The organism is Mongoliitalea lutea, from assembly GCF_014652135.1.
Lineage (GTDB): Bacteria > Bacteroidota > Bacteroidia > Cytophagales > Cyclobacteriaceae > Mongoliitalea > Mongoliitalea lutea.
The window spans coordinates 22,371-36,657 of record NZ_BMYF01000020.1; the positions used below are offsets into that span (position 1 = coordinate 22,371).

General features: G+C 40.3%; 13 protein-coding genes and 2 tRNA genes. 4 read left to right on the forward strand and 11 right to left on the reverse strand.

What is annotated here, in order from left to right; genetic code table 11:
• Positions 1-59: 59 nt before the first annotated feature.
• From IE080_RS15065 to mutS, 8 genes are all read right to left on the reverse strand, one after another.
• Entirely contained in the window at positions 60-1,670 is a 1,611-nt protein-coding gene (locus IE080_RS15065) for a beta-helix domain-containing protein (protein WP_189584432.1), read from the reverse strand.
• A 35-nt stretch (positions 1,671-1,705) separates the two neighbouring features.
• Positions 1,706-4,519 (reverse strand): TonB-dependent receptor, encoded by a 2,814-nt coding sequence (locus tag IE080_RS15070; protein WP_189584434.1) that lies wholly within the window; start codon positions 4,517-4,519, stop codon positions 1,706-1,708.
• A 198-nt stretch (positions 4,520-4,717) separates the two neighbouring features.
• Complete coding sequence (locus tag IE080_RS15075) at positions 4,718-5,689, reverse strand: AAA family ATPase (protein ID WP_189584436.1); 972 nt, start codon at positions 5,687-5,689, stop codon at positions 4,718-4,720.
• 147 nt (positions 5,690-5,836) lie between these two features.
• On the reverse strand, positions 5,837-6,496 hold the full coding sequence (locus IE080_RS15080; RefSeq protein ID WP_189584439.1) for a pseudouridine synthase: 660 nt from the start codon (positions 6,494-6,496) through the stop codon (positions 5,837-5,839).
• An 88-nt stretch (positions 6,497-6,584) separates the two neighbouring features.
• A tRNA-Leu gene (locus IE080_RS15085) sits at positions 6,585-6,668 on the reverse strand.
• Between the two features lie 62 nt (positions 6,669-6,730).
• A tRNA-Gly gene (locus IE080_RS15090) sits at positions 6,731-6,803 on the reverse strand.
• A 136-nt stretch (positions 6,804-6,939) separates the two neighbouring features.
• Positions 6,940-7,740, reverse strand: coding sequence for a LuxR C-terminal-related transcriptional regulator (locus tag IE080_RS15095; RefSeq protein ID WP_189584444.1), 801 nt, complete (start codon positions 7,738-7,740; stop codon positions 6,940-6,942).
• A gap of 50 nt (positions 7,741-7,790) precedes the next feature.
• Positions 7,791-10,394, reverse strand: a complete 2,604-nt coding sequence (gene mutS, locus IE080_RS15100; protein ID WP_189584447.1) for a DNA mismatch repair protein MutS — start codon at positions 10,392-10,394, stop codon at positions 7,791-7,793.
• A gap of 85 nt (positions 10,395-10,479) precedes the next feature.
• Here mutS and IE080_RS15105 point away from each other — a divergent pair, with 85 nt between their 5' ends.
• On the forward strand, positions 10,480-11,016 hold the full coding sequence (locus IE080_RS15105) for an RNA methyltransferase (protein WP_229800669.1): 537 nt from the start codon (positions 10,480-10,482) through the stop codon (positions 11,014-11,016).
• Positions 11,017-11,064: 48 nt separating this feature from the next.
• On the opposite strand, the gene IE080_RS15110 is transcribed toward IE080_RS15105, so the two are convergent.
• Complete coding sequence (locus tag IE080_RS15110; protein ID WP_189584450.1) at positions 11,065-11,433, reverse strand: hypothetical protein; 369 nt, start codon at positions 11,431-11,433, stop codon at positions 11,065-11,067.
• Between the two features lie 76 nt (positions 11,434-11,509).
• Here IE080_RS15110 and IE080_RS15115 point away from each other — a divergent pair, with 76 nt between their 5' ends.
• Positions 11,510-11,845 carry a tRNA-binding protein gene (locus IE080_RS15115; RefSeq protein ID WP_189584453.1) on the forward strand — a complete coding sequence of 112 codons (336 nt, stop codon included), beginning with the start codon at positions 11,510-11,512 and terminating at the stop codon, positions 11,843-11,845.
• Positions 11,846-11,988: 143 nt separating this feature from the next.
• Here IE080_RS15115 and IE080_RS15120 read toward each other — a convergent pair whose 3' ends face one another.
• Positions 11,989-12,318 carry a Rieske (2Fe-2S) protein gene (locus IE080_RS15120; RefSeq protein ID WP_189584456.1) on the reverse strand — a complete coding sequence of 110 codons (330 nt, stop codon included), beginning with the start codon at positions 12,316-12,318 and terminating at the stop codon, positions 11,989-11,991.
• Between the two features lie 53 nt (positions 12,319-12,371).
• Here IE080_RS15120 and IE080_RS15125 point away from each other — a divergent pair, with 53 nt between their 5' ends.
• Positions 12,372-13,115, forward strand: a complete 744-nt coding sequence (locus IE080_RS15125) for a hypothetical protein (protein ID WP_189584459.1) — start codon at positions 12,372-12,374, stop codon at positions 13,113-13,115.
• Positions 13,116-13,211: 96 nt separating this feature from the next.
• On the opposite strand, the gene IE080_RS15130 is transcribed toward IE080_RS15125, so the two are convergent.
• Positions 13,212-13,514, reverse strand: a complete 303-nt coding sequence (locus IE080_RS15130) for a DUF4286 family protein (RefSeq protein ID WP_189584462.1) — start codon at positions 13,512-13,514, stop codon at positions 13,212-13,214.
• A 91-nt stretch (positions 13,515-13,605) separates the two neighbouring features.
• Here IE080_RS15130 and IE080_RS15135 point away from each other — a divergent pair, with 91 nt between their 5' ends.
• Positions 13,606-14,280 carry a carotenoid biosynthesis protein gene (locus IE080_RS15135; protein ID WP_189584465.1) on the forward strand — a complete coding sequence of 225 codons (675 nt, stop codon included), beginning with the start codon at positions 13,606-13,608 and terminating at the stop codon, positions 14,278-14,280.
• Positions 14,281-14,287: the final 7 nt, after the last annotated feature.

Sequence of the window (14,287 nt, forward strand, 5' to 3'; positions counted from 1 at the left end):
AAGCTTGCCGAACTGACCTTTAACAATTCGGCAAGCCTCGTATTTATAAAGAACTCAAATTAACGTTGAGAATAATCTCTGTTCAAAGGATTGAAATCAACCCATCCGTCAGTCCAGTCAGTAGCACCGAACCCACCGATATACTGAACAGTTTTATCAAAGAAGTCACCCAACTTAGGATTTGAGAAATCAGCACCTGTTGCTAAGGTTCCGTTTGGTAACAAAGCGAAATTAGGATTGCTCGGGTAGGTTTGAAGTGTAAATCTTGCGAAGAAGTTCTCAGGATTTAGACCATAACCTCTGTAGAAACCTTCCCAGTCTGCATCTACACCAGGAACCTGAACAGTCTGGTTTTTAGCTCTCCAGATATCTTCTACGTCAGCAAGGACAGCACCACCGCCAGCTGCAAAAGGAGTATTCGGGTGTAACATGATGTTATTTTCCAAAGCACCTCTACCAGCTCTGTACTGCTCAGTAACAGAGGCAGTATTGAATCTCAAACCAACTGGAAACCCAGTGAATACAGAGTTGAAAATGGATACAGCTGTTCTTCTTCTCAAATCGATCATTTGAACGTTGTTGGCAGAAATAGATCTGTTGACGCGGTCTCTTGGTCCATAAACAGTAATGTTAGAGAATGTAGCCGTCGTGTATGGCTGTACATCGTTGTCATTTGGTCCATTGTCACACTCAAACGCATTTGATTGAGACTGATCTGCAAAGAATGGATTTCTAACAACCAAACCGAATTGAATATTTCCAGAGTGACCGAAATCAACATCCATGTCATCATCCCAAGTAGAAATGGATACTAGGTATTTACCATCTACGCTACCACCAAACCACTCAAAGCCGTCATCACCTCCGTAAGAAACCACTAAGTGCTCCATTTTGGTACCTCTTCCGACACCACCCATGGTAATGGAGTTAGTTTCGTTATTTGGAGTCAATTCGATACCTGCATACTCTACTCTTAAGAACTCGTATTCACCAGAATTATCATTGTCATCATCACCACCAAAGTTTCTCAATGGCTCAATCCCTTCAATCGCTGGATTTGCTTGGTTGGTTCTTGCTCTACCTAAGATTACCAATCCACCCCAGTCACCTCTATCTCTTTCACCAGGCTCTTGGGCAGAAGTCATTACAATTGGGTTCTCTTTAGTCCCCTTAGCAATCAATTTGCCCCCTCTGTCTACGATAAGCGTACCTCTAGTACGTTTTTCACCGTAAAGAACTGTACCTGGCTGAATAGTTACTGTAACACCGTCTGGAATGAAAACCTGACCAGAAATCAAGTACTGACGATCATTTGTCAATGTTCTAGTAGTTAAGTTACCAGAAAGCACTACGATATTACTTTCCTCTTCAAATACTGCAACTACTGCTTTATTTGAAGTCATGGTAATGGAAGTACTTGCATTAGTACCGGAAGCATCCCCTTCCCAACGAACGAATTTCCAGCCTGCTGCTGGAGTAGCAGTAAGGGTAACATTGGCATTCTCAGCTTGCTGACTAGTACCTGGCTCTACTGTACCTCCCTGGGAAGGAAGGGAAAGTACGCTAAGCGTAAAAGTGGTTGTAGGAGTTTCATCCTCCCCACAAGAGAACATAACTAAGGCAATTGCCAAAGCTAAAGCTGTTCTCAAGAGTGTGTTGAAATTTTTCATGGTTTTGTAATTAATTATAAAGTTTAGTTTGTTGCTTATTTGATTCTATAATTCAAAGAGATGCTGTATAGAGACCCTTTTCTCCAAAGGAACATTGGGTCATCGATGGAGCGATCGATCTTAGTATCAAAGTTGGAGTCCTGATAAAATCTATATTGGTAGTTAAACAAGTCTTGAATGCCAAACTTCAAGGTTGTTCGATCTCTAAATGTTTTACTCACCGTCAAATCCACTACATGTCTTTCCAATTCATAGATGGAAGGAAAGTTGGTATTGCCCGCTACAAAAATTCTTGGCCCTTGAACATTATATGCGATACTAGCAGAGAAATCAGTTATGGGATCAATGTAATACATTGCCGCATTGACCATGTACGGAGATTGGCCTTGGAGTGCTCGTCTATTGGCTTCAAAGACAACATCCTCACCTAGAAACACTTCAGACCATACCAATGAAGCATTTACATTGAAGGCAAGGTTTCTCAGAATAGGAGCTGAGGTTACCGTACCCAATGATTTTCTCGCCTCTACTTCTACGCCATAGGTAGTTGCATCTACAGCATTGTCATAGGTAAATAACAAGGTTTCTGTTACGTTCCCTTGCACCATTTCAATTGGGTTTTTGAAGTACTTGTAAAAACCACCTACTGAGAATGTCTCACCTTCATTTGGATAAAACTCGTATCGTAGATCAAAATTGTCGATTCTCGCCATTTGCAGATTGGCATTTCCAAACATCCCTGCAATCATCTCAAATGAGTAATACAGGAATGGGGCATATTCACGGAACTCAGGTCTATTGACAGTCTTTCCGTAACCTGCACGGATCAAAGATTTTTTGTTGAAATTGTAATCGATGTTTAAAGAAGGCAAATAGGCTAGTTCGATGTTTTCCACATTGACAGGACCGGCATCGTTACCACTGGCAACTGTCTGTACAGAATATTCTGTACGAAGACCACCAGAGAAATTAAAATCTCTAATAGGGTAAACAGCTCCAATGTAACCGGCAGTGACTAAGGTGCTCGCATCGTAAGCATCTGAAGGGCGAGTACCTTCTTGGATCAACCAACCATCTCCTTGTCTGTAATTTTCAGGAGCAAAAGCTTGATAGATAGGCTGCCTCAATAACTGCTCTCCAACTTCTTGGTTGTGGAACCCTGGGAAGAACGTTGTGATGTATCGGGCAGAAAAATCTCTCCACTTGTAATCCACCAAGTATCCTGCTCTGATGATTCGAGGTCTGTCTTTTTCAACACCTGCAAATTTCTTTTCAAAATTCACCCCATTGACCAAACCAGATTCATTGACATAGCCATAATACCTACCCAAATCCTGAGGACTGGAGCTTGGAGGAGCAATAATTACGAATTCTTGTTCAGCACCTGATTGAACTACACGTGTTCTCAATCTTCTGAAATCCGGCTCTTCGTGATACAAATGATTTGCACCAAGCACCCAGTTCAATTTGGCTGTTTCATCGCTGAACAAATGTGTACCTTCCAATTGACTGGAGAATAATCTTTTGGATTCATATCTGAACGAATAATCCTGAGCACCTTCTGGTCTTTGAACGAAATCAGCACCGGTTCTTACAATGGTTTCATTCTGACCACTGATGTTAAAAAGATTTCTAAATTCTATCTTGTTGGAAGCATTCAGTCGTAACATCCAGTTGGACATCAAGCCTACTTCGTTCATTTTTTGGTAAGTATTGTCAAAATACTCATCACGCTTTTCAGTAGGTCTTCCTGGTTCGGGAAAGAAGTATCGGCTTCTATCCGCCAAAAAGTATTGATATTCCTGAGAAATAGAACCACTCGTAATCGTGGATAATCTCTTACCAAAGACATTCCAGTTCTTACCCAAAGCGAAACCAAAACTTGCATTGGGAGCAGCATTGGTCGTATCCATGCGGTAGTTATTGTCCAACTGTTGCCCAGCTGTGGCTCTTAGGATATTACCAGTACCAGTGGAAAGTAATTGATCTGTGGTAGGGAAAGTTTCAGGCAAGCCGCGACTGCTATCAAACCCCAACCAATCCGTGCGAGAACCTCTAGTCTGTGCATACTGTCTAAAAGTAGTGTTCTGTCTGTAGGCAGTTCCGATACTAATATTGAAAAAGTCTTCATCAGGTGCATTTTTAGTAAATACCTTGATAAGCCCTCCAGCAAAATCACCAGGAACTTCGGGAGATGAAGATTTGTAAATCATCATTCTATCCAGGTTATCACTTGGAATCAAATCAAAAGAAAAGGTTCTTTTGTCAATTTGTGTGGTAGGAGCCACAGAGTTATTGATCATTACAACATTATAGCGATCATCCACACCTCGTACTCTCACAAATTTGTTATCAACTATACTCACACCTGATACCCGCTTCATTACTTGAGCAGCGTTTCCATCCTGTGAAAGCTTAATTTGATCGGCAGAAATACCGGAAACTACTTGGAGGGATTTCCTGATTTCAGAAACCACAGCTACATTAGAGCCTGTCTCACGGGAAGCTACCACCACAACTTCTCCTAAGTCTCCCAAATCCTCATCTAATTCCACATCTAAAACAGTAGCCTTTTCAGAGAAAATTTGAATGTCTTCAAACTTGATAGACTTATAAGAGATAAATGAGATTAGAACCGTGTATTTTCCAGGTTCAACTCGGGTAATTTCAAAGTCTCCATCTAGGCCTGTGGCAACTCCATAAGAAGTTCCTTCTAAGCGGACATTTGCACCGATAATGGTCTCTCCCGTTCGGGCATCTTTTACTACTCCTCTAAGTGTACCTGACTGGGCTATTGCAGCAGATCCTATCAGGACGAGTAGAAATGTTATGAGTAAATTCTTTTTCATTGGATGTTCTCTTTGTACAGCGTGTTTTTACGAACGCCACAAAGGTCTTCACCAAATGTTACTTGAGTGGGTATGAAAAATTATGAATTCATTAATTAGCCAACTCTATATAAAAATAGCCATTACAATTTTTTAACATTGTAATGGCCAGTCTAAATAAATTTTGAAATAAATCAGGCAATTAAAGCCCAATACTACTTATTTGATTGTTACGGATTTGTTAATAGGAATTTTATCCAAGAATCGCTTCACTAAGTCTCTCGTGCTTACATTGTCGGCTTCCGCTTCATAATTCAAAATAATACGGTGGTTAAGCACATCTTCAGCAATCGCCTTGATATCTTCCGGCAGGACATAATCGCGATTATCCATGTAGGCAACAGCTCTTGCTGCAAGATTGAGGTTGATGCTGGCCCTAGGAGACACCCCAAATTGAATGTATTTGGCTTCTTCTTTCAATCCGTACTTCTCAGGGAATCGGGTAGCAAAAACCAGTTCAATGATATAATGCTCCAATGGCTCTGCTATTTTGACTTCATTGATTTGATTTCTGATAGCAAAGATATCCTCCTTTGAAAGGATTGCCTGAACATCCGAAGTAAAGGTCATATTGGACATTCTTCTCATGACCTCCATCTCATCTGCTTTGGAAGGATAATCTATATGAACTTTCATCATAAATCTATCCACCTGCGCTTCAGGAAGTGGATAGGTACCTTCTTGGTCTACTGGGTTTTGGGTTGCCAATACTAAGAAAGGTCGGTCCAATTGGAAAGTGGTTTCTCCAATGGTTACTTGCTTTTCTTGCATCGCTTCCAACAAGGCAGATTGAACTTTTGCTGGGGAGCGGTTGACCTCATCCGCTAAGATAATGTTGGCGAATATGGGACCTTTCTTCACCTCAAAGTTAGCCTCTTGCTGATTATAAATCATGGTTCCGACCAAATCGGCAGGCAACAAATCAGGCGTAAACTGGATACGTTTAAAATCAAGATGAAGTACCTTTGCTAAGGTATTTACCGTCAAGGTCTTTGCCAAACCTGGCACACCTTCCAAAAGAATGTGCCCATTGGTAAATAACCCGATCAATAGTCTATTGATCATCCGATCTTGACCTACGACTACTTTTTTCACTTCCTCTATTGCCTGTTGGATCTTCTCCTGATGCATGAAATTTATATTTTCTTCGATGAATAGCTCTTTAACTAACTGCTCGTTTGTCCATTTGTCCAAACAATCCGCCTAAATTAGGATAATTTGATTTTTTTGACAACGTGCCGGCCTTCTTCTTGATAAAAGGTAAGAATAATTAACATTTCAACGTCTTCGCTTGACCGAAGGGTTATAAGTAATCTTTTTTTCTGAGCCTTTTTTGGTGTTTTGTATTTTTTTCTCGGAGGTATTCAAAAGCTTATAGATTTCTTCTTGCGTAAACTCGCGAACCTCACCTACTTCATAACCTTCAATTGTTAGGTTTTCCATGGACCACCGAACCAATCTCAAGGTTGGGAATCCAACTGCTGCAGTCATCTTTCGTACCTGTCTATTTTTACCTTCGACCAAAGTCAGCGAGATCCAAGCATCGGGAACTGACTTCCTATAACGAATAGGAGGATTTCTCTCTGAAAGTACCGGTTCCTCTTCCAAAAGTTTAGCAAAAGCCTTTTTTGTCTGGTACATTTTGCCGTCTACATTGATAGAAACCCCTCTTTCCAGAGATTGAATAGCTTCACTTGTGGGAATTCCTTCCACTTGGGCCAAATAACTGCGCTTATGACCAAAGACTGGATGCAACAAAAAATTATTCAATGCTTTATCATCGGTAATCAGCAACAACCCCTCACTATCCTTGTCCAAGCGACCTACTGGATAAACATCCGGTGGAAAGTTGAACACATCTTTTAATGTCTCCTGATCCCCACTAAACTGGCTCAGAATTCCAAAAGGCTTGTAGATGACGAAGTAGCGGTAGGGCATGCAGATAAATATAATTAGAATACAAAACTAAAAAAAAGGATGAGAATGCCATTAAACAAAAAAGCCTCACATTGCTGTAAGGCTTTTGTACCAGGAGCGGGAATCGAACCCGCACGGCCTAGTGGCCACAAGATTTTAAGTCTTGCGTGTCTACCAGTTCCACCATCCCGGCTTACTCTACTGCTAGAGTGTATGCTTTAAAATACGAAAGCCCTTTATCCAAGGGCCTTTTTGAGCGAGAGACGAGATTCGAACTCGCGACCCCGACCTTGGCAAGGTCGTGCTCTACCAACTGAGCTACTCTCGCTTTTGTGACGTTGACCGTGTGTTTCCGTCATTTGTGAGCACAAAGGTATACCAGTTTTCTAAATTTGCAAAAGGTGCTAACAAAAAAAAATTCAATTTTTTTCGCAAAACCTGCCTTGAATTTGATTTTCAAGACCTTACTTTACTCCATTTGCAAAAAGAATTTTCAACATCTCTGGTGTATTTTTAGCACCAACCTTTTTTAAGATATTTTTTCGATGGGTATAGACAGTATTGACGGATATATGTAGGCGATCTGCGATCGCTTCCGAAGTAAGTCCATCCATTAACAAACGCGCTACTTGTTTTTCTTTTTTTGTCAAATTGACATTCATCTTCATGGGTTCAGTACGAGTACTTAGGATTTTAGTCCCATCCTCTAAGGTATAAGACAAACTCCAATCATAGCTAGATGTCTGTGGTACAGTCGTAAGCTCAACTATCAAATGCAAATCAAAGACAATATTCCCATTCTTATCCACCAAATACGGCCTTACACGCGCAAAAAACCACTTTACTTCCTTTGTCTCCTTATGAATCCAGCGTACCGTATATGTCCATTCAAATGTTTCTTTTTGTTTGGGAGTCAGGGAATGCCAAGTGTCAAATACAATCTTTTGAAAACGAAATAATTCAGGCAAATCCTCTGGATGAACCATGCCCAAACCTGCTTCCATTCCCTCATTTTTTAGAAAGGATGCAGAAAAGCCGGAAATCTCCTCTACATTATCCGTGTAAAAAGCCAACTTCAGCGCACGGTAATCAAAGCAGGCAATCACCAAACCCTCTTTTAAGCCAATATTTTGGGCAGTCAATTCCAAATTAGCTAAAAGCTTGTCTTCATTCGGATTCGGAACAAACTCCCTAGCCTGCCATTCTTTAAAGTAAACGGCATATTTATCCTGCCTTTGCAGGTCTTGAATCAACGACTCCTTCATAAAATGTTCAAAAACTAAATCTAAGAAATTAAAAAGAATAAATTGCTCATTTAGTCAAGTTTTTTCTTGATTTCATTTAATTTTAAAAGGGCCTCAATAGGTGAAATCGTATTGATATCAATCGCTTGGATGATTTCCTGAGCCTCTTTAAACTTGGGGTCAATTTCAAACAAGCTCAATTGATAATTGTTTTTGGGAACATCTTTCATTTTATCTGCAGCATGATGCATGGCCTTGTCCTTTTCCAAGTGTGCCATTATCTCCGATGCACGCAGCACTACCGGATTAGGCATACCTGCCATTTGAGCTACATGTATACCAAAACTATGTTCACTACCACCTTCTTTTAATTTCCTCATAAAGATGACTTTGTTCCCCACCTCTTTCACAGATACATTGAAGTTTTTGATCTTCGGAAAGTCACTAGCCAATTGGTTCAATTCATGATAGTGGGTAGCAAACAGCGTTTTGGCTCTGTATTTTGGATGATTGTGTAAGTACTCCACAATAGACCAAGCAATACTAATCCCATCATAGGTAGAGGTCCCACGGCCTATTTCATCCATTAAAACCAAACTTCTATCCGAAAGGTTATTCAAAATGCTGGCTGTTTCCGTCATTTCAACCATAAAGGTAGACTCCCCTTTGGAAAGGTTATCAGAGGCACCCACACGGGTAAACACCTTGTCAATAATTCCAATCCGGGCATAACTTGCAGGTACAAAACTTCCCATTTGAGCCATCAATACGATCAAAGCCGCTTGTCTGAGTAAGGCAGACTTACCGGCCATATTAGGACCTGTAATGATGATGATCTGTTGGGAGTCATTATCTAAGTATATATCATTAGGAATGTAAGCCTCGCCCACTGGCAATTGCCGCTCAATAACTGGATGCCTACCGTCTTTAATTTCCAGGGTATCTGTATCTGAAATTTTTGGCATCACATAATTATTTGTACGTGCCACGGTAGCAAAAGAAAGTAGACAATCAACAGTGGCTAAAATCCGTGCATTTTGCTGAATATTGACCACATATTCAGAGGCATCCTGCACTAATTCAGCAAAATACTTTTGCTCTATGGCAATCATCCGATCTTCTGCATTCAGGATTTTTTCTTCATACTCCTTCAGTTCCGGAGTGATATAACGTTCTGCATTGACAAGGGTCTGCTTACGTATCCACTCTTGAGGAACTTTGTCTTTATGAGCATTAGTGACCTCTAGATAGTATCCAAACACCTTATTATAGGCAACCTTCAAAGAAGATATCCCGGTGCGCTGGGTTTCTCGCTGCTGCAATGCCACCAAATAGTCCTTTCCTTGATTGGCAAGGCCCCTGTACTCATCCAACTCCGCATCCACGCCGGATTTGATTATATTTCCTTGATGCACCAACATAGGAGCATCCTCCATCAATTCCCGTTCGATTTTATCCAATAAAAATTCGCAACTATGAAGTTGATCAGCTAACTTTTTCAAAGAATCATTCGCGGAATTTTTCAGTATTTCTTTGACAGGTAAGGTGTTTTTCAGCGCCTTTTTCAACTGATTCATCTCCCGAGGATTGATCCTAGCCACAGCGACTTTGGAAATCAATCGCTCCAAATCTCCGATTTGCTTCAAATATTGCAGAATATCATCCACTACTTCCCCATGCTGATAAAAGTAATCCACGATACGTAAACGCTCTTCAATCGGCTCCTTTTCTTTTAAGGGAAGTACAAGCCATTTACGCATCATTCGAGACCCCATGGGCGTGATGGTCTGATCTAAAATAGTGATCAATGGAATACCACCATCTTGTGGTGAATACACCAACTCTAAATTGCGGACTGTAAATTTATCCAGCCACACATATTTTTCCTCTGCTATGCGTGCTATGGAAGCAATGTGTTTGACCTCCTTATGCTCTGTTTCTTCCAAATAATATAAGATCGCTCCCGCAGCAATAATTCCTTGCGAAAGATTCTCTATTCCAAAACCTTTCAATGAAGTGGTTTCGAAGTGATTGGTTAGTTTTTCATAGGTGTAATCGTACTGATAGACCCAGTCCTCACAGTGAAAGGTTGAGAAGTTTTCTTTAAGCATCTCCTGAGCTTTTTGCTTGAAAGCTTTCGAGTAAATCACTTCTGAAGGGGCAAAAGACTGTATCAATTTTTCTACGTAGGCCTCATTGCCTTCGGCCACCATAAACTCACCAGTCGATAGGCCCAAAAAAGCAATCCCAAAAAGATCCTTTGAAAAAGCAATAGAGGCTAAATAGTTGTTTTTCCGCTTATCGAGGACATTATCATTAAAGGAAAGTCCCGGTGTCACGAGTTCAGTCACTCCTCTTTTGACGATTCCTTTTACTTCCTTGGGGTCCTCCAATTGATCGCAAATAGCCACTCTGTTACCGGCACGAACCAATTTGGGCAAATAGCTATCCAAGGAATGGTGTGGGAATCCAGCCAATTCAATATGAGCAGCGGCACCATTGGCCCTTTTGGTCAGGACGATATCCAATACCTTGCTCGCAACAATTGCGTCTTCTCCGAATGTCTCATAGAAATCCCCTACCCTAAAAAGCAATAATGCTCCGGGATGCTTTGCCTTAATGGTATTGTACTGCTTCATCAATGGGGTTTCTTTTGCGTCCTTTGCTTTGGCCATTTCAACCTGATTAAAATCTTTCTGCTATTTTTGAACTGGAATAAAGCCTGAAATTAACGCATATCATCAGCCTAAACAAAAACACATGAAAAAATTAAGCATGGATGAACTCAACCGACTCAGTGTAGAGGAGTTTAAAAAGGTAGAAAAGATTCCTCTAGTGATTATTTTGGACAATGTCAGAAGCCTCAACAACGTGGGGTCAGCATTCCGAACATCCGATGCTTTTTTGGTTGAAAAAATTTATTTGTGTGGCATTACTGGCACTCCTCCACATCGGGAAATCCAAAAAACCGCACTGGGAGCCACAGAATCTGTTGCATGGTCTTATGTAGAAACTACCCTTCAGGCAATCAAGGAATTGAAGGCGTCAGGCTATACCATTTGCTCAGTAGAGCAGGTGGATAAATCTATTCCCCTCCATCAATTTGAGGTCAATAAGTCGGAAAAGTACGCCCTGGTTTTTGGAAATGAAGTATTTGGCGTAGAAGAAGCCGTCATCAAAGCCTCGGATAACATAATCGAAATCCCTCAATTAGGAACAAAGCATTCACTCAATATTTCTGTTTCTATGGGGATTGTTATTTGGGATCTACTATCCAAAATGAATGTACTACCATAAAAAAAAGAGGCCATTAGCCTCTTTTTTTGGGTTTATTGGTATTTGCATTTAATCTTCTCTGAATTTGTCTACGATGTATAAAAATAAATTGAAGGATAAGGTAGACATACTTTCTTTTTTCACTTGCTCTTTATCACTCCCCTGCTTAAACAAAGGGTTTTCTTTCCGCTGAGCTGGAACTGCAGGACTTTGAACCGGCCTTGCTGGGGCAGGTTTCACACCTACCATATCTCTAGACTCCATATAAGAAGCATCCGAGGCTTCAAAATTGACCACATCAGCAGTCCTTGGAACATCCGGCATATTTCTATCTTTATCACTTTGGGCTTGGGCATTACCGGAAACTAAAAAACCGAAAAAAACCAAGCTGGATAATGCTAAGAAATATTTAAATTCGATTTTATTAAGAGAGTTCATATGATTGATGGCTTATACAATCTTTTAACACCTATCTTGATGTAAGGTTTCCAAAAGTATAAAAATATATTATAGAATGCAAACGATTGACTATAGTGATTTTCAAAGAATTGAGCTCCGTGTCGGTACAATCGAGCGGTGTGAAATCTTCGAAAAAGCCAAAAAACCATCATTTAAATTATGGATTAATTTAGGCGAACTTGGAATTAAAAAATCTTCTGCACAAATCACGCAAGTTTACCATCCTAAGGACCTGATTGGTCGGCAAGTATTATGCGTATGCAATTTTCCTCCGAAACAAATCGCAGATTTTATGTCAGAGGTACTTGTTACGGGAGTGAATAATGAAGAAGGCCATGTGGTTCTAATGAGCGTAGATAAACCGGTACCGAATGGAAATAGACTTTATTGAAAGAAGCAAGAGACAAGAGGCAAGAATCAAGAATCAAGAGTAAGATGACCATCGTGTCATTGGTGAACTTTTTTGCTTTTAGAGATTTGTATGTAAATGTAAGAATCTCATGAGGGAGTTGCGTGGAGCAGTTGAACTTAAACTCAATTTTGTGGAACGTCAATTTCCAAACCGCTATCCAACAAACGACAGGGATATACCTTCAAATCAGGACAGGATCCTGCTTTTACTTCTCCAGATTGGAGGTCGAATCTATACTCGTGTAACGGACAGACTACTTCTTTTAAATGTGTGACACGGCCTTGTGTAAGGTCTGCTTTTCTATGGGGGCACTGTATTTCAAATGCAAAAACCTCCTCTTCCATCCGTACAATTCCCAAGTGCATTTCTCCAACTTTAATTTTTTTTACCCGTTGATTGGGAAGGAAGCTGTGAACCTCTTCTTTGCTCCGTCCAAGGAAATATGTTTTCATAAGCATAAATTAACCTCTAATTTAGTATTTAAACATCTATCAAACTACTCTGTATGAAAAAGCTATTGATACTACCGTTTCTATTTCTAGGTTCCATCCTAGTAGCTCAAAGCATCGAAGGAGCCTGGAAATTGACCCATCAAAATGGACAAGAAATCACCAATGCTGAATACATTAAACTGATTCAGGATGGTTATTTTGCCTTTGGAGCCAAATTAATGGATGGCAACAAATTTCTAGGTGCAGGAGGTGGAGACATTAAAGTAGAGGGAAATCAATATACAGAATCTCTTGATTTCTATACATTAGACCCTGAACTTGTCGGTACCGCTTTGACCTATACCTTCGAATTAAAAGGGGACCAACTAGTGCTGAACAAAACAGTGGACGGTCAGCCGGTACAAGAAACTTGGCAGAAAGTGGGTAGTCGTAAGGATGCATTGACTGCCAACTGGGTATTTACAGGAAGACAAGCGGATGGCGAAATTCGCAGAAGTACCCCAGGAGATAGAAGAACTGTCAAGATTTTGTCCGGAGGAAGGTTTCAATGGATTGCTTTCAACTCTGCTACCAAGGAATTTATGGGTACAGGTGGGGGAACATATACGGCTGAGAATGGAAAATACATCGAAAACATTACCTTTTTCTCAAGAGATGACAGCAGAGTAGGAGCTTCTTTGAGTTTTGACTTTGAAGTAAAGGATAACGAATGGCATCACTCAGGCTTGAGCTCTACCGGGAATCCAATTTATGAGATCTGGAGCAAGTATCGCGACGCTTACAAACCGACCAAATAAATTAATGATCCATTTGGTTCATTAAAAAAACTAGCTTGGTGTCTTTAAGAACATTCTTCAAAAAGATACCAAGCTTTCGTTTATTTCAAGGATCTATTAAACAAGCTTTAACAAGGTTCTGAATATAACCAGTCGATCCCCATACTTCTTTTGGGTTTCAGCCTGAAGTTTGGGAGCAAAATTCTGTTGGTAATTCATGATATGGTCCATGCTTTCTGCGAAGTATTGCACCGAATAATTTAGACTACCATCCTCAGAGTCATGCATGATTTTGAACAGCTTGTTTTCAACAAACATCCCTGTGGCCAAGACATCGGGGATATGGACAGCCTTCATCCAGTCCAACCACTCTTCTTCCATTTCTTTCTCTACATTGACGGTCACATTATATAAATACATATTTTTACGCGTTGAATGAGTTAATATACTAAATACGTCAACAAATATAGGGTAGTCTTGTTAATTGTCAGGGAAAAATAACTCAACAACCATGTCTACTAGTACGCTTACCGATAAACTTACTATGCTCGATACCATCAGACAAAGGCAATCGCTTGTCAAACTCGTACTATCCATTGTATATATAGTGGGAATAGTGGGCATGAGTATTCCCGCTGTCCGTCCCATATTTCAGGCATTGACTCCCCTGCACTTATTATTCAGTCTGGGGATACTTTTATTATTCCATTCAGATTGGAGTAAAGCATTTATCGGTTTTGCAGTAGCAGCATTTGGAATTGGGTTTCTATCTGAAGTGTCTGGTGTCCATACAGGGTTTCCATTTGGCAACTATATATATGGCCCTGTATTAGGACTGAAGCTTTGGGAAGTACCTTTAATGATTGGAGTCAATTGGTTTTTGTTGATTTATACAAGTGGAGAACTTCTAAGGAGAGTTATTTCCAATAAGATCTTGGCTTCCTTGGCGGGTGCTTTGGTGATGACTGGAATTGATTATTTGATCGAACCAGTGGCAATTGCTCTGGACTTTTGGACTTGGGAGGGAGGCATTATACCCCTATCCAACTATTTAGGTTGGATTGGTGTATCTTTTTTGATTCAACTAATTTACCATTATGCACCATTTAAGAAAGATAACGCTTTGGCAAGTTACTTACTGGTCCATCTGATTATTTTCTTTGCGGTACTGAATTTTATACTTTGAGATATTT